15 protein-coding genes and 1 pseudogene are annotated in these 17,889 nt (G+C 71.4%); 7 read left to right on the top strand and 9 right to left on the bottom strand.

All coding sequences use genetic code 11. The annotated features are described in order from the left end of the window. Position 1: 1 nt before the first annotated feature. From WMF22_RS50580 to WMF22_RS50570, 3 genes are all read right to left on the bottom strand, one after another. Positions 2-952 (bottom strand): diacylglycerol/lipid kinase family protein, encoded by a 951-nt coding sequence (locus WMF22_RS50580; RefSeq protein ID WP_438034405.1) that lies wholly within the window; start codon positions 950-952, stop codon positions 2-4. Positions 953-1,143: 191 nt separating this feature from the next. Next, complete coding sequence (locus WMF22_RS50575) at positions 1,144-2,916, bottom strand: ATP-binding protein (RefSeq protein ID WP_438034404.1); 1,773 nt, start codon at positions 2,914-2,916, stop codon at positions 1,144-1,146. A 232-nt stretch (positions 2,917-3,148) separates the two neighbouring features. Next, complete coding sequence (locus WMF22_RS50570) at positions 3,149-5,824, bottom strand: protein kinase domain-containing protein (protein WP_438034403.1); 2,676 nt, start codon at positions 5,822-5,824, stop codon at positions 3,149-3,151. A 58-nt stretch (positions 5,825-5,882) separates the two neighbouring features. Here WMF22_RS50570 and WMF22_RS50565 point away from each other — a divergent pair, with 58 nt between their 5' ends. From WMF22_RS50565 to WMF22_RS50550, 4 genes are all read left to right on the top strand, one after another. Beyond that, positions 5,883-6,812 carry an FHA domain-containing protein gene (locus WMF22_RS50565; protein WP_438034402.1) on the top strand — a complete coding sequence of 310 codons (930 nt, stop codon included), beginning with the start codon at positions 5,883-5,885 and terminating at the stop codon, positions 6,810-6,812. Positions 6,813-7,038: 226 nt separating this feature from the next. Continuing rightward, the gene (locus WMF22_RS50560; RefSeq protein ID WP_438034401.1) at positions 7,039-7,695 is read left to right on the top strand and encodes a hypothetical protein; all 657 of its coding nucleotides are present in this window, start codon (positions 7,039-7,041) and stop codon (positions 7,693-7,695) included. Positions 7,696-7,926: 231 nt separating this feature from the next. Beyond that, positions 7,927-8,463, top strand: coding sequence for an IS630 transposase-related protein (locus tag WMF22_RS50555; protein ID WP_437294639.1), 537 nt, complete (start codon positions 7,927-7,929; stop codon positions 8,461-8,463). Further along, positions 8,402-8,983: a transposase gene (locus tag WMF22_RS50550; RefSeq protein ID WP_437294640.1), complete on the top strand. Its 582-nt coding sequence runs from the start codon at positions 8,402-8,404 to the stop codon at positions 8,981-8,983. The genes WMF22_RS50555 and WMF22_RS50550 overlap by 62 nt, the downstream gene beginning before the upstream one ends. 104 nt (positions 8,984-9,087) lie before the next feature. Here WMF22_RS50550 and WMF22_RS50545 read toward each other — a convergent pair whose 3' ends face one another. The 5 genes and pseudogenes from WMF22_RS50545 to WMF22_RS50525 all read right to left on the bottom strand — a co-directional run bounded on the left by WMF22_RS50545 (position 9,088) and on the right by WMF22_RS50525 (position 14,956). Next, positions 9,088-9,936 carry a mechanosensitive ion channel family protein gene (locus tag WMF22_RS50545; RefSeq protein WP_438034400.1) on the bottom strand — a complete coding sequence of 283 codons (849 nt, stop codon included), beginning with the start codon at positions 9,934-9,936 and terminating at the stop codon, positions 9,088-9,090. 85 nt (positions 9,937-10,021) lie between these two features. After that, a complete protein-coding gene (locus WMF22_RS50540; protein ID WP_438034399.1) occupies positions 10,022-10,678 on the bottom strand; it encodes a hypothetical protein in 657 nt (218 codons plus the stop codon). A gap of 301 nt (positions 10,679-10,979) precedes the next feature. After that, positions 10,980-11,282 (bottom strand): annotated as a pseudogene (locus WMF22_RS50535) (hypothetical protein); the annotation flags it as partial. A 616-nt stretch (positions 11,283-11,898) separates the two neighbouring features. After that, the gene (locus WMF22_RS50530; protein ID WP_438034398.1) at positions 11,899-13,566 is read right to left on the bottom strand and encodes a cytochrome-c peroxidase; all 1,668 of its coding nucleotides are present in this window, start codon (positions 13,564-13,566) and stop codon (positions 11,899-11,901) included. A 412-nt stretch (positions 13,567-13,978) separates the two neighbouring features. Further along, a complete protein-coding gene (locus WMF22_RS50525; protein ID WP_438034397.1) occupies positions 13,979-14,956 on the bottom strand; it encodes a hypothetical protein in 978 nt (325 codons plus the stop codon). 1,182 nt (positions 14,957-16,138) lie between these two features. Here WMF22_RS50525 and WMF22_RS50520 point away from each other — a divergent pair. The 3 genes from WMF22_RS50520 (at position 16,139) to WMF22_RS50510 (ending at position 17,239) form a co-directional block, all read left to right on the top strand. Beyond that, the gene (locus WMF22_RS50520) at positions 16,139-16,339 is read left to right on the top strand and encodes a hypothetical protein (RefSeq protein ID WP_438034396.1); all 201 of its coding nucleotides are present in this window, start codon (positions 16,139-16,141) and stop codon (positions 16,337-16,339) included. Continuing rightward, positions 16,336-16,875 carry a hypothetical protein gene (locus WMF22_RS50515; protein WP_438034395.1) on the top strand — a complete coding sequence of 180 codons (540 nt, stop codon included), beginning with the start codon at positions 16,336-16,338 and terminating at the stop codon, positions 16,873-16,875. The genes WMF22_RS50520 and WMF22_RS50515 overlap by 4 nt, the downstream gene beginning before the upstream one ends. A 214-nt stretch (positions 16,876-17,089) precedes the next feature. Further along, entirely contained in the window at positions 17,090-17,239 is a 150-nt protein-coding gene (locus WMF22_RS50510; RefSeq protein WP_437297002.1) for a hypothetical protein, read from the top strand. A gap of 177 nt (positions 17,240-17,416) precedes the next feature. On the opposite strand, the gene WMF22_RS50505 is transcribed toward WMF22_RS50510, so the two are convergent. Continuing rightward, a complete protein-coding gene (locus WMF22_RS50505; protein ID WP_438034394.1) occupies positions 17,417-17,770 on the bottom strand; it encodes a hypothetical protein in 354 nt (117 codons plus the stop codon). Positions 17,771-17,889: the final 119 nt, after the last annotated feature.

Raw genomic sequence — 17,889 nt, 5'->3', positions numbered from 1 at the left:
CTCATCCCTCCAGCGCGGCGACGCGGCCCGATCGATCCTCCTGCGGTCGCGAGCCCGCGCGGAGCTCGGGCGACAGCGGCACGATGACGCGCAGCGCTGCAGGCCGCACGCGATAGCAGAGCGGCGGCGCCATCCTGAGGACCTCGCCGTCCGCGGCCACATGGAGGCGGCGGTGGGGCGCCTCCACCCGGAGCTCCGTCGTTCGCAGGATACTGAAATCGTTCGATTGATGAATGCGCCCGACGACGGCGCTGGCGATGAGCTTGAGCGTGGAGAGGCGGCTCTCCGCGTGCGCCACGCAGACGCCGAGCTCACCCGAGCACGGCGGGCGCTGGCGGCCGATGTCCACGTCGCCAAGCTTGAAATCGTTGTTCGCGACGAACACGAACGGCGTCTCCAGCTCGACCTCCTGCCCATCCAGGACGAGCCGGAGACGGACGCGCTCGTGCCGCCGGATCCCGGAGACGGTCGACAGCGCCAGGGCCATCCACTTGTTGAGCCCACGCCGCTTCCGGAGCGCCTCCCGGGCGCGCACGATGCCCGGATAGATCCCTAACGTCGAGTTGTTCACGAAGACCCGGCCGTTGACCTCGCCGACATCGACCCGGACGCGCCGCCCCTCGACGAGCGTGCGCACGGCGCCCTCGAGGGACAGCGGAACCCCGAGGTGCTTGGCGAAATGGTTCACCGTGCCGAGCGGAAGAACACCCATCGTCTTGTCCGTGCCGGCGATCGCGGCAGCGACGGTGTTCACCGTCCCGTCGCCGCCGCCGGCCACGACGAGCTCGCAAGGCCCCCGCGCCACACGGCGGGCGAGCTCCCCCAGCTGCTGCCCCTTCTCGGCGCACAGCACCTCCGCGGCGAGGCCGCTCTCTTTCAGGAGCTCCCCGAGCCGCGCGCGCTGCGCCGCGGCGCGGTTCGACCGGGAGGAGCCGTTCAGGAGGACCGCCATGGATCGATGCTTCACCGTCGCGCTCCCGGCATGGGGCAAGGGCCCATGCCCACCCGACAGCGAGAAAGCAGATCGCGCGCCACCGCCCCGCGGCGAGCGGCCGCGGCGCTCCGGCTCCGTAAGGCGGCGCGGAGCGTGGCGGATTGCCACGCTCGCCCCGCGCCGCGCGCCCATGCCAGAGCCCGCGCTCCTCAGCGCATGCCGAGCCCGCCGTCGGTCTCCATCCGAGGCCAGGTGAAGAAGAACGTGGCGCCGGCGCCCTGCTCGGACTCGACCCACACACGCCCCCCCTTGCTGAGCACGATCTTCTGGACGATCGCGAGCCCGATGCCCGTCCCCTCGATGTTGTCGCGCGCGTTCAGGGTCTGGAAGATCTCCCATACCTTCCCGTGGTATCGCGGATCGATCCCGGGTCCGTTGTCCTTCACCGAGAACTCCCAGAGATCGCCCAGCGCCCGCCCCCGCACATCGACGCGCGCGTCGGGGCGCTCGGCATACTTCAGCGCATTGCCGATCAGGTTCAGGAACACCTGCTCCAGCGGGATCCGCTCGGCGAGGAGCGTCGGCATGCCCATCGCGACCTCGATCGACGCGCCCGCATGGACCGTGAGCTGGGCGACGACGTCCTCGAGGAGCTTCTGGACGTCCACGATCTCGGGCTTGTCGCGGAGGCGTCCGGCGCGCGAGTAGCGCAGGATCCCGTCGATGAGCGCCTCCAGCCGGACCACGCGCGAGCGGAGGAGCTCCATGTACCGGCGCGTCTCCGGCGTCGCCTTGTCCACGAGATCGTCCTCGATCCACTGCGAGAGGTTCGCGATGGCGCGGAGCGGCGCCTTCAGGTCGTGGCTCGCCACGTAGGCGAAGCGGTCGAGCTCGTTGTTGCTCCGCTCGAGCGCCTGGATGAGCTGCTGCGCCTTCCGGAACAGGTGCGCGTTATCCATGGCAATGGCGGCCTGAGCCGCGAGGCCGACCACCAGCTTCTCCGCCCGCTCGGTGAAGACACCCCGCTCGGAGTGCCCGAAGAACAGCCCGCCGATGACATGCCCCGAACGGGAGACCACCGGCACGGCAAGGTAGCTGACGACAGGCAAGTGGCCCTTCGGCATCCCGTGGTAAGAAGCGTTGTTCCCGTAGCGCGGGTCCATCGTGACATCATCGAGCCGCACCACGCCCTCTCCGTTGAAGGTCGGCGCGAACACGTCCGTGTTGCGCGGCATCGCGAACCCGGAGAAGCGTTCTCGGGGCACGCCAGAGATGGTGTAGAGCATGTAGCTCTTCCCCTCGGCGTTCGTGACATTGTAGAAGAACGCGCCGAACTGGGCCCCGCTCAGGCGGGTGGCCGCGTCGGTCACCGCCTGCACGAGCTTCTCCAGATCCAGCTCGGCGGCGAGCTGCTTGCCGGCGCGGTTGAGCAGCTCGAGCGTCTCCCCTTCTTCCTGGAGCCTGTCCTCCGTCTGCTTGCGCTCGGTGATGTCGAGGACGATCGTCCCCACACCCATGACGGGCCCGCCGTTCGCCCGTACAGGCGCGTAACTGACCAGCCAGGAGCGCGGTCGCTCCGACGCCCGCGTCGTCCCCGTCACCTCGGCGGTGAACGCCTCGCCCGTCTCCAGGACGCGCCGGAGATTGGCGACGATCGCGTCGCTCATCTCCGGGAGAAGCTCGTGGATCGTCCTGCCGAGGTGCGCCTCGAGGGGGATCCCGTTGATGTCCGCCAGCGCCTGGTTGAGCCGCACCACGCGGAGATCGCGGTCGATCACCGCCAGCCCCGCGGTCGTGGCCTGAAAGAAGGCGTCGACCAGCGCGCGGTCCGCGGGGGACTCGTGCGGCGCAAGGCGCTCCTGCTCGAGCCGCGCAGCCCCCGCATCGCCACGCTGCAGGGGCGCCGCAGCGGGCTCTGCCGCCGCAGGCGAGGCCGCTTCGGAGAGCTCCGCAGTTTCTTGACGCGAATCCGTGTTCTCCATGGACCTCGTGGACACAGGCTGTCCCACGACCTTAGCGCTCGAGCGCAAACACGACATCCGCCGGCTGTCGCCATCGGTCGCCGTCGGTCACCGTCTGTCACCGTCTGTCACCGTCTGTCACCGTCTGATACCAGGCCGTTCCCCGGCGCCAGCGCTGCGATGCGGGCTCAGCAGCCAAACACGGCCGGTCGCCGCGCACGACCGCATCCCCCTGCGCGCCGGCGACCGCCGGCTACCCGCCAGCGACGACTGGCCGGGCGAGACGGAAGCCCACGGCGCTGAAGCGATCCTCCGGGCGCGCGGCAAAGCGACCTGCCGCGCGGCACACCGCGGGGGGCCCGGAGCTCCACGCACCCCCGCGGATCGAGCGGAGCCCCGGAGCCGCCGCGTCCGCTGGCTTGAGGCGCGCGATGCGGTCGACCACCGTGGGGCCGTCGGGCATCCACAGCTCGGCGCACCAGTCGCGGATGTTGCCCGCGAGGCCCCGGGCGCCGTGGGGGCCCTCGTCCGTCGGATGGTCGTCCACCGGCGCCGGGCTCGCGGGGCCGGGGCGGCCGCCCACCATGCAAGCCCACGTCGGCTCGGGCTCGTCTCCCCAGGGGAAGAAGCGCCCGTCGACGCCGCGCGCGGCCTTCTCGCGCTCGAGCTCGCCGACGAGGCGCCACGGCGCGCCGGTGCGCGCCTCCAGCCAGGACGCGTAGGCGACGGCGCTGCGCCAGTCCACCGAGGCGACCGGGTGCCGCGCCTGCTCCGCGCGCGCCTGCGGGCCGAGCGCGAAGCGCCCGTCCCCGTCGCGCGCGAACAGCGGGATGTCCACGTTGCCGGCGATCGCGCGGGCCGCGCGCGGGCACGCCGCCGCGGCCTCCGCCTCGCGCCCGCGCGCGAGCAGGTCGTTCAGGAAGGCGAGGTACTCGGCCTGCGTCACCGGGTGCCGCCGCACAACGAAGCCGTCGACCCAGATCCGGCACGCCGGCAAGCCGTCGCCGGCCTGCGGGTCTCCGCCGGCCGAGAAGAAGCCCGCCGGCACGTAGACGTCGTCTTCGCCGAGCGCCTCCGAGGGCAGGAGGGGCACGACGAACGGCTCCGCGCCGCCCGGACGCACGCCGTCCCAGTGCTCGCCGCGGCCGATCTTCACGGGGTACAACGCCTCGCGGTACCCGGGCGCGCGGATCGAGAGCAGGTAGCTGCCGCGCGCGAGCGGGACCTCGCAGAGCGGCGTGTGACCGAGGAGGCCCTGGGGCTCGGCGCGAAGCCGGCGCCCCTGCTCGACGTAGCGGAGCAGCCAGACCTGCGCCCCCTCCGGGTCGGTCCGCAGCGAGAGGGCCCCGGTGCCGCGGAGCAAGACCGCGTGCCGCTCGCGCGCGTGCGCCCTGAGGAACGCCTCGGCGCGCGCCGCGGCCTCGGCGTCGCGGGCCTCCTCGGCGGCCCGCAGATCGGCCAGGTGGGCGTCGGCGAGCGCCGCGTGCGCTTCGTCGAAGTCCGGGGCCTCGTTGAGCGCGGCGCGGAGCTTCTGGTGCCAGGTCGCCTCGTCCAGGGCCGCGGCGCGGTCGAGCGCGCGCGCCTCGTCCTGGAGCGCCCAGCCCTGCGCCTTCTCGGCGGCGGGCGCGAACGAGTCGAGGCGCCCGAGCACCGCCTTCGCCTCGGCCCGGAGGGCCCGGGCGCGCGCGCGCAGGCCCTCGATCTGCGGCGCCAGCGCGCGCGACTCCTCGACGAGAGCGCGCGCCCGCTCGCGGCGGCGGGCGCCGTCGAGGAAGCCGCGGATCTCCGCGGCGAGCACCTCGGCGCTCGCGTAACGCGAAGACGGCTCGCGCGCCATCGCCCGCTCGCAGATCGCGATGAGATCCCGAGGGATCTGGTCGGGGCACCGGACGGCGAGCCGCTCGGGCGGCCGCTGGACCACCTGCGCCAGCACGGCCAGCGCCGTCCCCCGGAACGGGGGCTCGCCGCAGAGGAGCTCGTACAGGACGGCCCCGAGGGCGTACACGTCGCTGGGGGGCCCGAGCTGCTCGGCCTCGCCGCGCGCCTGCTCCGGGGGCATGTAGACCGGCGTCCCCAGGACCAGGCCCACGTGCGTGTGGTGGCCGCTGTCCGGCAGCGCGTCCGCAAGCGCGCCGCGCGCGGTCGCGCGGGCGATGCCCCAGTCCATCACGAGGACCTCGCCGAACTCGCCGATCATGACGTTGTCCGGCTTGAGATCGCGGTGGAGGACGCCCTGGCCGTGCGCGTACGCGACGGCCTCGCAGACGCGGACGAAGACGTCGAGCACGCGGCGCAGCGCCTCGGGCGAGGGGCCCGCCTCGCCCGAGGCATGGAGCGCGCGGATCAGCGCGCTCAGCGTGCGGCCGCGGACCTCCTTCATCGTGAACCAGAGCTGGCCGTTCGGGAGCATCCCGCAGTCGTGGACAGGGACGATCCCTGGGTGCTGAAGGCACGCCGTGAGGCGCGCCTCGTCGAGGAAGCGCGCCCGGCCGTCCGCGTCGTCCTGCCCCTCGACGCGCAGCAGCTTCATGGCGAGCACGCGGCCCATCACGCGATCGCGCACGCGCCGCACCTCGCCCATGCCCCCGCGGCCGATCAGCCCGAGATCGTCGTAACGGTCCCAGGGCCACGCCGCGACAGGCGCGTGGACGGCCGGAGGCGCGGCGCTCGGGCGGCGCTCGGCCGCCGCCGCTGCGTCCCCGGTCAGCCCGGGCGCGTCCCCGGCCGCCGCCGGCGCCGGCGCCTCCCCGCCGGGGCCCGGCGCGCCTCTCGGCGCCGCCGGCGCGTCCCGGACCACGGTCGCCGGCAGCTCTTCCGTGAGGCTGCGCGCGGCGTGCTCGGCGAGCGCCCGCTGGATCTCCGCGCATGCCGAGGGAGACAGGTGCAGCTCACCCGCCAGCTTCCTGAGGAGTGCCGCGGGATCGCTCATGGGGGGCTCGCCTTCGACGCCGTTGATGTGGTCGGCGGCAGCATCTTACGCTGCATCCATGGCGGTCTTGAAGCATGAAGCCCACGGCGTTCGCGTGACGCTCCCGGCGCGCGCGCGGGTCGGCCGGGCGCGCGACTGCGCCGTGCGCCTCCGGGACCGCTGCGCCTCCGGCGAGCACGCCGTCCTGTTCTGGGACGGGGCGCGCTGGTGGATCCGCGACCTCGGCAGCACGAACGGCACGCACGTCGGCGGCCGGCGGCTCACGTCCGCCGAGCGGGTCGCGCTCGACGCGGGGACGGAGCTCGTGTTCGGCGGCGACGCCGAGCGCTGGACCGTGGAGGAGGCCGGCGCGCCCGTCACGAGCGCGCGGGCCGAGCTCACCGGCGAGGTGCGCCCCGCGGAGGAGGGCCTGCTCGCGCTGCCGGACGCCGCCGACCCCCGGGTGACGCTCTTCGAGGATCAGCACGGCGTCTGGCAGATCGAGATCGACGGGAGCACGCGCCCGGCCGTGGATCAGGAGCGCATCGAGGCCGGCGGCGCCTGGGTCCTGCGCGTCCCGCCGCAGGCGCTCGACGCCGCCGTGCCGACGACCGCGTCGAGCGCGGCGAGCCCCAAGCTCCTCGGCCTCACCGTCCTGCGCTTCGAGGTGAGCCACGACGAGGAGCACATCGCCGTCGCCCTGGTGCAGGGGGAAAAGGTCATCCAGCTCGCCGCGCGCGCCCACCACGAGCTGCTCCTCATGCTGGCGCGCTCCCGGCTGCGCGACAGGGAGACCGGGCTGCCCCCGGCCGAGCGCGGGTGGCGCTACGTCGATGACCTGCTCGGCAAGCTGCGGCTCGACCTCCATCACCTCAACGTCAACGTCTTCCGCGCCCGCCAGCAGCTCGCCCGCGCGGGCGTGCTCGACGCCGGCTCGCTCGTCGAGCGCCGGACGACGTCGCGGCAGATCCGGCTCGGCACCGAGGCGGTCGAGGTGGTCCGGTACTGAACATCGGGCCGCGGACGGAGCGCGCCCGCCCTCGCGCGTGACCGCCTGTCATCGACGCCGCGGCCGGGAGGATCCAGGTTTCCTCTCGTCGACGCCGGGTGAGGCCGCGCGGGTCGCGCGTCGTGAACACACGCGCGACCGCGCCGCCGCCGGAGCGCGGGCTGGACAGGGCCTGCGCGCTGCGATCGACGCTGTCGTGATCGTCATCCCAGGAGAGAGCGCAACCATGAGCAACGATGCAGACTCAACGTTCGGTGCGCCCGCCGCCGGCGCTTCCATCTCGACGCGCAGCCCGGCGAAGGCCAAACCGAGCTCCGGTGTGACCGACCAGATCCCGCCGGACGTGAGGCTCAGGATCTTCTCGAACGCGGATCTCGTCCGGATCGTGACCCTCGGGGCCAACGGTGTTTCCAATGGCCAGCTCACCTTCCAGGCGCAGACGGAGTACTGGCGGTGGGCGAGCACGCTCACCTTCTCGAACACATTGACCTTCACGTCCGAGGTGATCCCGAGCTTCACGGCGCCGGCGCTCGACGCGTTCCTGGACGTCGTGAGCCCGAGCAACCAGTTCACGGCCCCCCGGAACACGACGCAGGGCAACTGGACGCAGGGGATGCGCACCGTCCCGGGGACCCGCACCGGGTACCTTTACCGGCTGCCGAGCCCCGACGACAGCCAGGTGAAGATGGGCGTCCTGTTCGAGCAGGACATCCAGACATCGGCCCTGATAGCGGCCGCCTGGTACGTGAAGACGCAGGCGCCGAGCAACGGCCTCGCGTTCAACAAGAAGATCTTCACGAGGACGCTGACCCGGGTGGCCGGGGCGAACCCGAACGCCATCGAGGTGGGCACCTGGTATTATCTCCTGATGGGCACGCCCTGACCTAGAGCGACAAACGGGTTGAAACCGCCAGAAGAGAGCAGAATTCGAACCGCCAAGGCGCCAACGACGCCAAGAGAATCACAATAATCTTGGCGTCTTATGGCGCCTTGGCGGTTCACTTCTCGCTCGATCAACGTGATCGGTCTTCTAGAGCGGCTTTCAGCCGAGTCTGCTACAGCCCGAGCTCGACCGCACCGGATCGTGGCACAGGACCTGCCCAAGGTCTGCCCCATGAGCCCGTACAGTCTCGATCTGCGCCGGCGAATCGTCGATGCCTACGTCAACGGCGAGGGGAGCATTCGGGAAATAGCGGAGCGTTTCTCGGTCGCGCCGAACACTGTGCAGAATTACCTCACCCAGGTGCGCGCGACAGGCAGCCTTGCGCCCTTGCCGCACGGTGGTGGAGTGGGGCCGAAGATCGACCGGGCGGGGCTGGATGAGGTGCGCAAGCTGGTCGAGGAAAAGAACGACCGGACGCTGGCCGAGTTGGCTGAGCAGTTCGAGCAGCGGCAGGAGGTGCGTGTCAGCATCCCGACGATGCATCGGGCGCTGCAGCGGCTGGGCATCACGAGAAAAAAAAACGCTTCGAGCGAGCGAGCAGTATCGGCCCGCCGTCCGCAAGCGCCGCGCTCAGTTCCGGCGGCGAGCACGAAGAGTAGGCGCACGCCACATCACCTTCTTCGACGAGTTCGGTCTGCATCGCGGGATGGCGCGGCGGTACGGTCGTGCGCGTCGCGGGCGTCGGGCGCACGGCAGGGTGCCGTGTAACACCGACCCGAAGATCACGCTCATCGTCGGGCTGAATCTCGGCGGCGCTGTAGAACCGATGGCCTTCGAGGGGTCCATGAACGGCGCCATCTTCGAGGCGTACATCCGCGACCGGATCGCTCCTCGAGTGCAGCCCGGCGATGTGATCGTTGTCGACGGGCTGGGTGCACACCGTGCTCCCGGTGCTCGCGCTGCCGTCGAGGAGCGCGGGGCAAAGTTCTGGATTTTGCCGCCTTATTCGCCTGACCTGTCGCCGGTGGAAGGCTGCGGCAGCAAAGTCAAGGAGCTCACCCGCGCCGCCGCCCCGCGCTCGGTTCCGCAGGTATACCGAGCCATGGGCCGAGCCATCGGTCTGGTAACTGATCGCGACGCCAAAGGTTGGTTTCAGCACGCCGGCTACATCCGTCCACCGCGTCGCCCACCTCCCTCGCGTGCCGGCGCAACCCGGAGGATGGCGCCGCCCGGCGAGCGCTCTCGCGCTCCGCCAGCGGGGATGCCCTGCAGCATAGGGAATCAGTGAGCCCGAGCAGCAGCTTTTGTACCAGACCCAGCTGAAAACCGCTCTAGGGGGCGAGAGCGGCGCGGCGGGGTCGCCTCCGGGCCCTCTCGAACGCGCGCGCCGCCTCAGAGGAGCGGGGCAGAGCGCCGCTCCGGCTCGCGAAGGGGGATATGCAGCTCGCGCTGGGGGATCGGGACGACGATCCCCTCCGCGTCGAGCCGCTCCTTGAAGTGACGCGTGAGCTCGAGCCGCGCCGGGAAGAAGTCGGCGGGGAGCGTCCAGGCGCGGACGAGCAGGTTGACCTTCCCGTCCGCGAGCTCGACGACATCGACCGACGGCGCCGGCTCCGGCAGCACGCGCGGCTCGCTCGAGAGGACGTCCCGCAGCGTGGCGAGGGCGTGAGCGATGTCGGCGGTGGCGCTGACGCCGATCGTGAGGTCCATGCGCCGGCGCTGCGCCCGGGTGAAGTTCTGGATCTTGGCGGACCGGACCTTGGAGTTCGGCAGCGTGATCGGGACGCCATCGAAGCTCGTCAGCTTGGTCTGGAACACGTCGATGGCGTCGACGACGCCGGAGGTCCCGTCGGCCTCGATCGCGTCGCCGACATCGAACGGACGGAGCACGAGCAAGACCAGCCCGGCGGCCACGTCCGACAGCGTGTCCTTGAGGGCGAGGCCGACGGTCAGACCCGCGGCGCCGAGCACGGCGAACAGGCTCTTCGTGTCCACGCCGAAGCGCTCGAGCACGGCCATGGCGGTGACCGTCAAGAGGGTGAGCCGACTTGCGCTGGCCAGCAGGGGGATGAGGGTCGCGTCGACCTGCGTCCATTTCTTGCCGAGCGACCGCACGCTCCGCGCGGCCCAGGCGGCGGCCATCCACCCGACGACCGCGATGAACAGCGCGCCCGAGACGCGGGGCCCGTGGCTCTCCAGGAGCTCGATCGGCGTGCCCCACGTCGGAATCCCCTGCTCCACCTGCGCATCCTCCTCGGCTTCGACGCAGCGCGCGACGCCGCGCGCGGCCCAGCGCCGGGGTGTCTCCGCGCGCGGCCGGCGGGAGTCAACCCGCGAACGTGACGAGGCGGCGGAGCCGCTGCGCCGCGAGCTCCACGCCGTTCACGAGGCCCCGGAGGAGGTGGGCGGTGAGGTCGTCCTTCGCCGCCCGCGTGGCGCGCATCGGGCGCGCCGCGAACCACGCGAGCTCGCCGGCGACCGCCTCGACCAGAGGCCTGCGCATCGACAGCCAGCGCGCGCACCACGCGGCGAGCGGCGTGTCGCCCTCCACGGTCGCGACGTACTGGAGCAGCTCGACGAGGTCGACGCCGTGCCGCAACCCGAGGAGCGTGCCGCGGTAGGACCTCTCGGTGCTGAGCAGGTGATCGGCGAGGTGATCGCGCAAGGCCGAGAAGGCCTCGCCCACCATGCTGCCGCCCGCGCTGATGGGCAGCCCGCGCTCGCGGAGGAGCGGGCGGACCTCCGACAGCGCGGCCTCCGCGTGGGTCGAGACCGCCCGCATGGCGCGCGCCGGCGGCACATCGCCGAGGCGCTCCGCCTCGATCCGCGGGTGGATCATCGCCGAGCGCTCCGTCTGAAACAGCTCCCGGACAAGGGTCGTGAGGAACGCGCGCCCCCTCCGGCTCTCTACCTGCGGCCCGGACTCGTCGCCCAGCAGGCCGTCCTCGCCATTCGTCGCTCCGTTGCTCCGAAGTTCGTGCATGGTCGCCCCCTCTCCTCTTCTCGCCGGGGCGTCAGGACCCGCTCGCGGCGCGCCGCGCTCCGGTCCTCGCCCCCGAGGTCGTCTTGCGCGAGGCCCCGCTCGCGGCGCGCCGCGCTCCGGTCCTCGCCCCCGAGGTCGTCTTGCGCGAGGCCCCCGCACCGCCGCGGCGGGCCGTGCCCTGCGCGGCGCGGGAGCGGCCGCTGGTCGACGTGGCCGAGGAGCTGCGCGAGCGAGCGCTGGACGCGGCGCTCTTCTTCGCCCTCGCCGGCGCCTTCTTCGCGGCCGTGGTCCGTCCGGCGCTCGCCGCGGCGTTCCGCTTGCGGGTCGCCGCCGCCTTCTTCGCCGCCGCGCTCCTCGCGGCGGCCGGCCGCGCCTTGGACGCGGCGCCTCCCTTGCGGCCCCCCTTTTTCGCCGGCTCCTTGTTCACTGGCTTGCCCACCCCCGATCCCGACTTCTTCCCCCCGCCGGTCATCTTGTTGACGGTCGCCCAGGCCCGCCGCTCGGCCTCTTCCTCGGGGACCCCGCGCTTCTCGTACCCCTCTTCGATGTGCTCGGCCTGCCGCTTCTGCTTGGTCGTGTAGCTGGATTTGTCGCCTCTAGGCATGGTGCCCTCCTTGCGCCTGCTCCACCTCGCGGGTCGGCAGCTTCGTCGAAGACGCCGGCTCGCCCCGTCGTGAGAGCGTGAGAATCGCGAGATCGTGCGAACGTGTGAACGTGCCGGAACGTGCGAAAACACGCGGAAACGTGCGGAAACGTGCGGGAAAGACAGACCGTGCGTGTGGCCCGGGTCCATCGCGCCGCGACGTCGGTTGCGTCGGTTGCGTCGGTTGCGTCGGTTGCGCCTGTCTCGATGGACGAGCAACGGCTGTGCCGCCGGAGAGCGCGGCGGCAGCCGCTGGCGGCGCTCCGGGCCGGGCGCCCCGTCACACGCGGTGTCTCCGCTCCGCTAGCTCTACTGCGGGAAGTTGCCCCGGATCAGCAGAAAAACCGCCAAGCCGCCAAGGACGCCAAGGGGAGAGGGGAAAGCTGGCCGTCCGGGCATTCCCCCCTGTTCCCCGGTTTTCTTGGCGTCTTATGGCGTCTTGGCGGTTCGCTTCCCCGGCCGACTTCCCGCAGTAGAGCTAGCTGCCGGGGGATGGGGGCTCGCAGCGTGGCAATCGGCCCCGGATGTCGAGGAACGCCTCGGTCGTACCGCGCGAGGAGCGCGGCGCGCCGGAGGCTCAGAGCGACTCGAGATAGGAGACCAGATCGTCCAGCTGCGCCGAGGTCAGGCCGGAGGTGTCGCCGTGACGGTCACCTCCGCACAGCGGATCGAAGCGATCGTGGAGCGTCGCCGCGCAGCCGTCGTGCATGAACGGGGCGCGCCCGGCGATGCCGAGGAGCGAGGGCACCTGCAGCCGCTCGCCCTTGCCCACCTCCTCGTTCCGGTTGTTGGTGAGCATCGGGCCACCGTGGCATTCCGCGCAGCCCACCTGCTTGTCATGGAAGAGCACCTCGCCCCGCGCCACGGCGGCGCCGTCCTCGGGCGCCGACGTCGGGAAGGCGGGCAGGCTGTCGATGTAACGGGCCATCAGGTCGAGACGCCGGGCGCCGGGCTGCTGGCCGCCCATGCGGGAGACGAACACCTCCCCCATCAGGCCCGCGAGATCCTGCAGATCGCCGCTCCAGTGGAGGGGCGCCGTCTTCAGGATGCCGCCGCCCAGCGCCTGCGTCCGCCGCAGGCCCACGGGATCGAAGTTCCACGTCCGCCCGTCCTCGTGCCCTTCGGGGTGGCACGACGCGCACGCCACGGCGCTCACGCCGTTCGGCGGGCGGTGGAACATGTCGTGGCCGGTGTCTTTCACGCTCGCGCCCGGAAGCGCGATGGTGCGCCGGCCGACCAGCTCCAGGGCTGCCGGCTCCCGCAGCTGCACGACGATCCCGCCCTGGCCGTCGAAGGCCACGGCGACAGGCTGCCCGCTCAGCGCGTTCGCGGTGACCTCCGGCCTGCAGCCGTTCATCTCGGCGTCGCGCTCCAGATCGTCGACGGTCGCGCTCACGACGGTGCGCCTGCCGGCCGCCACGATGGCCATCCGCGCGCCGTCGGGCGCGACAGCGATGTCGACAGGCAGCGAGACATTCGGGATCGCTGCCGCGGGCAGCGAGGGGAGCGATGTGTCAGGAACGTCCGCCGGGTCGATCCTGCTGACCGCGGCGTGCACGATGTTCCCGTCGCAGTCGGCAGACTGGTAATAGCCGCCCGGGCTGAGGGTGACCTTCGACGACATCGCGCGCTGGTGCACCATCAGCGCACCTCCGCCGGCGAGCGGCGCCATGCGCCAGGCCACGGACGGCGCATACTCCGAGTTGGCGAACCCGCTCGAGTAGAAGACGGGGAGCGTGCGGCGCGAGAGCACCGCGCCGTCGGGGCCCACGACCAGGGTCTCCGCGGACCTGAAGCGGCTGACGAGGAGCCGGTCGCCCTCGACCACGACGTCGCGCAGGTCGGGGGCGAGGCGGAGCTTCCGGACGGCGGGGCCGCCGGAGGCCGGGAGCGTCACGAGCTCGCCGCCGGCGCAGGCGACGTGGATGGCGTCGAGCGAGGCGTCGTAGGCGACCCCGCGCGGCGCGCGGCAGACCTCTCTGCGCGCGATGACCGACCGCGCCTCGACATCGAGGGTCACCACCGCCCCGGCGCGCCGGAGCGCCACGTGGACCCGGCCGCTCGCGTCCTCGACGAGGCGCCCGGGCTCGTCACCCCGCTCCAGCAGGACGGCCGCCGGCTCGCCGCCCTCCAGATCGACGATCCAGACGCGATCGCGGTCGGCGTCCGCCGCAACCGCCGTGCGACCGTCGCCGGCGACGATCAGCGTTCCGCCGCTGATGGCCGGCGGTGGCACCTCCGTCACCGTGATCTCCTGATCAGGGTCGCCTACAGGGGCCCCGGCCACCGGGGATGGATCCCCCGGGCCGCACGCCGTGAGAGCTGACGAGAAAACGCCCGTGGACAAGAGCCCTGCCACGACAAGAGAACGAGAAAGGCGCAGACGCATGGGTTCCTCCGTTCGCCGCGCGCGCGAGCTTAGCAAGGAGGATTCCAGGCAGATGTCGAGATTTGGACGGCGGCGATCGCAGGGCAGCTGCGCGCGCGGCGCGGCGCCGGCGGACGGCGCGAGAAGGGGTGTTCGCTGGCGAGGTGCGAAGGATGTCGCGCGGCGATGGTCCATCGAGGCGCCGGCGAGGGCGTGACGAAAGGAAGAGGGCCCAGGTTGCAGCCTGAGCCCTCGGTGGATGTTCGGTTCCGATCAGGGCGTTTCTGGCTCAGGCCGGCGCGTCGTCGCCTTCGAGCGGATCCTCCTCGTCCGGCGGCGCTCCGCCGGTGCTGCCATTTCCAGCGCTGCCGCTGCCAGCCGCGCCGCCTCCTCCGCCGGACGCCTCGGCCGCCTTCTTTCTGGTGCTCCGGCTGAAGAGCCGCCGCGTCGCGATGGGTACCAGTCGCGGGATGGTCGGATCCTGCTCGTTCGCGCGCTCGAACACCCGCACGATCTGCTCGAGGAGGATCAGGTTGATGCCGTCGGCCCGGTCGAGATCGCCGCTCGTGACCTTCTGGCCTGCGGGGCGCGCAGCCGCCGTCTTCGCCGCCTGGGTGAGCTCCTGGGCGGTCTCTTCGAGGCGCGCGACGTAGTCCTGGTCGAGCCGCATCAGCTTGGCGCGCACGGCGAGGGGGCCCTTCTTCTGGACGAGGTAGCGCTTGCCGAGCGCGGCGAGCTGGGTGAGCCCGCGCGCGAGCGCGCCTGGATCTTCCGCGGTGCCGACCGCCTGCGCGAGCTCTGCGCGCGCCTCCTTGCCCGAGCCGGCGACGCCGCGCAGGACCTCGTAGGCCTGGTCGCGCAGGAGCAGCGAGCGCGAGAGCCGCTCCCGCAGCGCCGCGTCCGTCGTGGCGCGCGCCGCGTCCTTCTTCTGCCCGGCGCTCTCGTGCGCCTCGAGCAGCCGCTCCAGCGCGAGCGCCTGATCGACCGCGAGCGCGAGCAGCTCCGGCGAGAAGCCGCGCAGCTTCTCCCGCTTGTCCTTCGACGCGCCCGACCAGCATGCGTGTGCCGTCGCGTAGAGGCGGCGCAGATCGGTCAAGACGCGCGAGGAGGCGATCTGCCGCCCTCGCTCGACGAGCTGGGATTCGGTCGTGCCGTCGAGCAATGCCTCGATGATGCCTGGCTCCGGCTTGCCGAGCCGCTCCGCCAGGGATTCGAGCGTGGGGTCGTTGTCGTCGGTCTCTTCGGGAGGAGAGATAGGTTTGGCCATCAGCGCAGGCTACGTGCACAGGGAACTGAATGTCGAGGGGATCGTCTCGGCCCATAACGCCTGCGAGCGCCGGACGAGGCGCGCCCATGAATGGCGACAGCGCGAGGCGGAAGGCGCGAGGGCGACGCGCAGGCGCGCGGCGCGGAACCGTCGGCATCGCGGCCGAGGGCGTCGTCATTCCGGGAGGGGGCCATCCTCATCTGAGGTGGAGGTCGTCGTCATCCACCCGGGATGCATCGGCATCCGACCGGGACACATCGGCATCGGGGATGGGGCCCGCCGGCATACGCCCGGAGCCCATCGGCATCCGGCCGCTGCCCTTCGGCATCGGGCGTCGAACCATCGTCATCCGGCCCGGGGACGTCGTCATCGAGGCTGGAGCCCATCGTCATCCAGCGGCGAGCTCGTCGTCATCCGAGGTGGAGCCTGTCGTCATCCGGCGGAGATCCGTCGGCATCCGCTCGCCCGCCGGCGTCGCGCTCGCCATGAGCCAGACTTGGCCTGCAGCGCCGGGACCCCGAAGCGCCTCGCCAGGCGCCGGAAGAGCTCGAAGCTGCTGGAGGTCCCCGCCGGGTTGCCCATGCCGGTAGCACGTCTGAGCGGCCCTCCCGGGGTCAGAAAAGTGAACGGCCCGGTCCATTTTGGTGGGATGATACGCCACCTGCCCACGCGCACAGCGCTCGGCGTCCAGGCGAGATGACAACATTGCTCGTTCACGCCCCAAATTCTCATGACAAACGCAACGGCACGGCGATTTCACCCGCCATTGACGCCGAGCAGTTCACGCAACTACCGTCGTGACATGCGTTGCGCTCCACAGTTCCTCTCGATTCTCCTTGCGGTCGGGGCATCGACATTCCTTACGAGCGCAGCGCGCGCCCAGGGTGGCTCATCGACGACGAGGTCGGGAGAGCACGCGACGGTGAACCGGGGAGCTCGGCCTCTGCGAGGTCGCGCTGGGCAAATACCGCGATTGAGGGGGAGGCGAGGTCATGCGTTCTAGATCGATGGGTGGCCGTCGAGAGGTCCTCCGTTCGCTGGCGTCTGTCGCGCTGGGTCTGGCAGGCGCGGCCGGGAACACCGGCTGCTACTCCGACAGCTGTGCGGACAGCTACTGGTGCGAGGTTCCGCCGGCGGGGCCGTCTCCTTGCAAGGGGGAAACAATTTCTACACGCAAAAACAATGCTGAGTGGTTTCGAACGGTTATGGCTAATCGATCCGCTGCGCGCAGCCGAGCTCAGCGAAGAGATTACAGAGGAGGTCGCAAGCGTCATCGACCCCAAGCTGCCGCCGGGGATCTTTTTCAAACAGTTTGCCGGCGCGGCGGACGCTGCGTTCAAGTTCAAGTATAAGGGGCTCGGTGCCTCGGTGACGAATCCATGAAGACGACTCGCTCCGAGCTGCTCGACATTATCTACCGATTCTACCCGCGGGGTGTGCAACAAATCATGCGCATCTATGTGCCTCCCAACGAGCCCGTCTACGAGGACACGGAGGAGCACCGCCGCCTGGTGGAAGCCGCAAACCGCGGGCGAGCGGAGTACCCAACGTGGAAAGCGATGATCCACCGCTTGGGGGATCGATACAGCCTTCAGAACGAGTCGCTCAGCCTGTTTGCGGGGGGGATCGAGCCGGCGTACTCGGGCCGCATCTGGCTCATCGACGAAACGGCGCTCAGCTTCCACGTGTCCCTGCTCGGCCCATACTACGGGATCCACCTCCCCGGCATCCCCGAGGAGGAGCCGGTGGCGCGCGAGGTCGCCCGGGAGATCGAGGCCACGTACCCCGGCTACCAGCCGATCCCGCCGGAGCTCGGGAACGAGGTGGTGCCGGATGTGGAGTTGGACGGCGTGATGATGGGCGAGGCGACAATCTACGTGTGCCTCTTCTCGATCGTGTGGACTTGGGTGGATCCGTAGCCCTTCCGTGCCGTCCGCCGTCCCGTGGCGGATTCGGCGCCACGGCTTGCGGAGCGCCTGCGCGCGTCGAGGTCGACGCCCGCGGGCGCGCGATGACGTTGGCGTCGCCCATGGCACCGGAGCAGATAGCGGGGCCGCGGCGTCAAGGAATATCGCGGCGTGGTCCGCACCTTCCGGCGGACCGGCGGCGGTGGTTGATGAAAAGGACGGGTGCATGATGAAAAGAGCGTGTTCTCCCGGGTGCGGCGTGGTGGCTGTCTCCTTCAGCTCGGATCCCCGGGATTGGGTGTGGGTCGCCGTGGCCCTGCTCGTGCTCGCCGGCATGGGCGCCGCGCTCGTCCTCGGCTTCAGGCGCCGTCGCTGACGCGGTAGGCCGCCCGCACCCCGGAGTGGGCCCGCTCCCTTGTCCTTACCGGTCGGCAGTGGCCGTCGCCGCAATCGGCTGGAGCGCGGCGATGGTTCCCGCGATCACGCCATGGCGGATCGCCCGTGGCGTATGCGCTTCACACCGTTTGCAGGGGTCGCCTGAAGTGTCGTGATCCTAGTCAGGGAAGCGCTGCGTCTCGACCTGGATGCCGTTCTCCCCGTGGATCTCTTCGCCGGACCAATCCCAGCTCACGCCGCCCTTGCCCGGCGGTCCGAGATCGTACGTGACTCGCTCGAGCGTGAGCTGGTCCTCGTCGAGGGTTGCAATGCCGATCGAGTCGCCGCCGCGTCCGGGGCCGCCGTAGCCGCCGTCGCCTCCTCGGCCTTCGTCGCCGCCGCCACACGACCAGGTGCCGTCCCCCACGGCTCCGCCTGGTGCGCCTCGGCCGCCGTCGCCGCCTCGCGCCGGCTCCCCGCCGTCCCCTCCCACCCCGGCCTCGAGCGTCTTGAGCAGGGGGTCGCACACCACAGCGACATGGACCGGTGGCCGACGCCGGCAGGTGGACGAGCACGCGATCCGCGCAGGCAGATGGGAGCGTTGCGCGGTCTGGATGGAGCGATCCGCGTCCATTGGGGTCCTCTCCTCCA

This window comes from Sorangium sp. So ce204 (assembly GCF_051526795.1).
Classification (GTDB): Bacteria; Myxococcota_A; Polyangia; order Polyangiales; family Polyangiaceae; genus Sorangium; species Sorangium cellulosum_B.
The sequence above is the reverse complement of the archived record's forward strand: the minus strand, read 5'-3'. Positions and strand labels throughout refer to the sequence as shown.

Bases quoted from the DNA above. Each gene is read 5' to 3' on its own strand.
- WMF22_RS50580 (WP_438034405.1), bottom strand. From the start codon at position 952: ATGGCGGTCCTCCTGAACGGCTCCTCCCGGTCGAACCGCGCCGCGGCG.
- WMF22_RS50575 (WP_438034404.1), bottom strand. From the start codon at position 2,916: ATGGAGAACACGGATTCGCGTCAAGAAACTGCGGAGCTCTCCGAAGCG.
- WMF22_RS50570 (WP_438034403.1), bottom strand. From the start codon at position 5,824: ATGAGCGATCCCGCGGCACTCCTCAGGAAGCTGGCGGGTGAGCTGCAC.
- WMF22_RS50565 (WP_438034402.1), top strand. From the start codon at position 5,883: ATGGCGGTCTTGAAGCATGAAGCCCACGGCGTTCGCGTGACGCTCCCG.
- WMF22_RS50560 (WP_438034401.1), top strand. From the start codon at position 7,039: ATGAGCAACGATGCAGACTCAACGTTCGGTGCGCCCGCCGCCGGCGCT.
- WMF22_RS50555 (WP_437294639.1), top strand. From the start codon at position 7,927: ATGAGCCCGTACAGTCTCGATCTGCGCCGGCGAATCGTCGATGCCTAC.
- WMF22_RS50550 (WP_437294640.1), top strand. From the start codon at position 8,402: ATGGCGCGGCGGTACGGTCGTGCGCGTCGCGGGCGTCGGGCGCACGGC.
- WMF22_RS50540 (WP_438034399.1), bottom strand. From the start codon at position 10,678: ATGCACGAACTTCGGAGCAACGGAGCGACGAATGGCGAGGACGGCCTG.
- WMF22_RS50525 (WP_438034397.1), bottom strand. From the start codon at position 14,956: ATGGCCAAACCTATCTCTCCTCCCGAAGAGACCGACGACAACGACCCC.
- WMF22_RS50520 (WP_438034396.1), top strand. From the start codon at position 16,139: ATGCTGAGTGGTTTCGAACGGTTATGGCTAATCGATCCGCTGCGCGCA.
- WMF22_RS50515 (WP_438034395.1), top strand. From the start codon at position 16,336: ATGAAGACGACTCGCTCCGAGCTGCTCGACATTATCTACCGATTCTAC.
- WMF22_RS50510 (WP_437297002.1), top strand. From the start codon at position 17,090: ATGATGAAAAGAGCGTGTTCTCCCGGGTGCGGCGTGGTGGCTGTCTCC.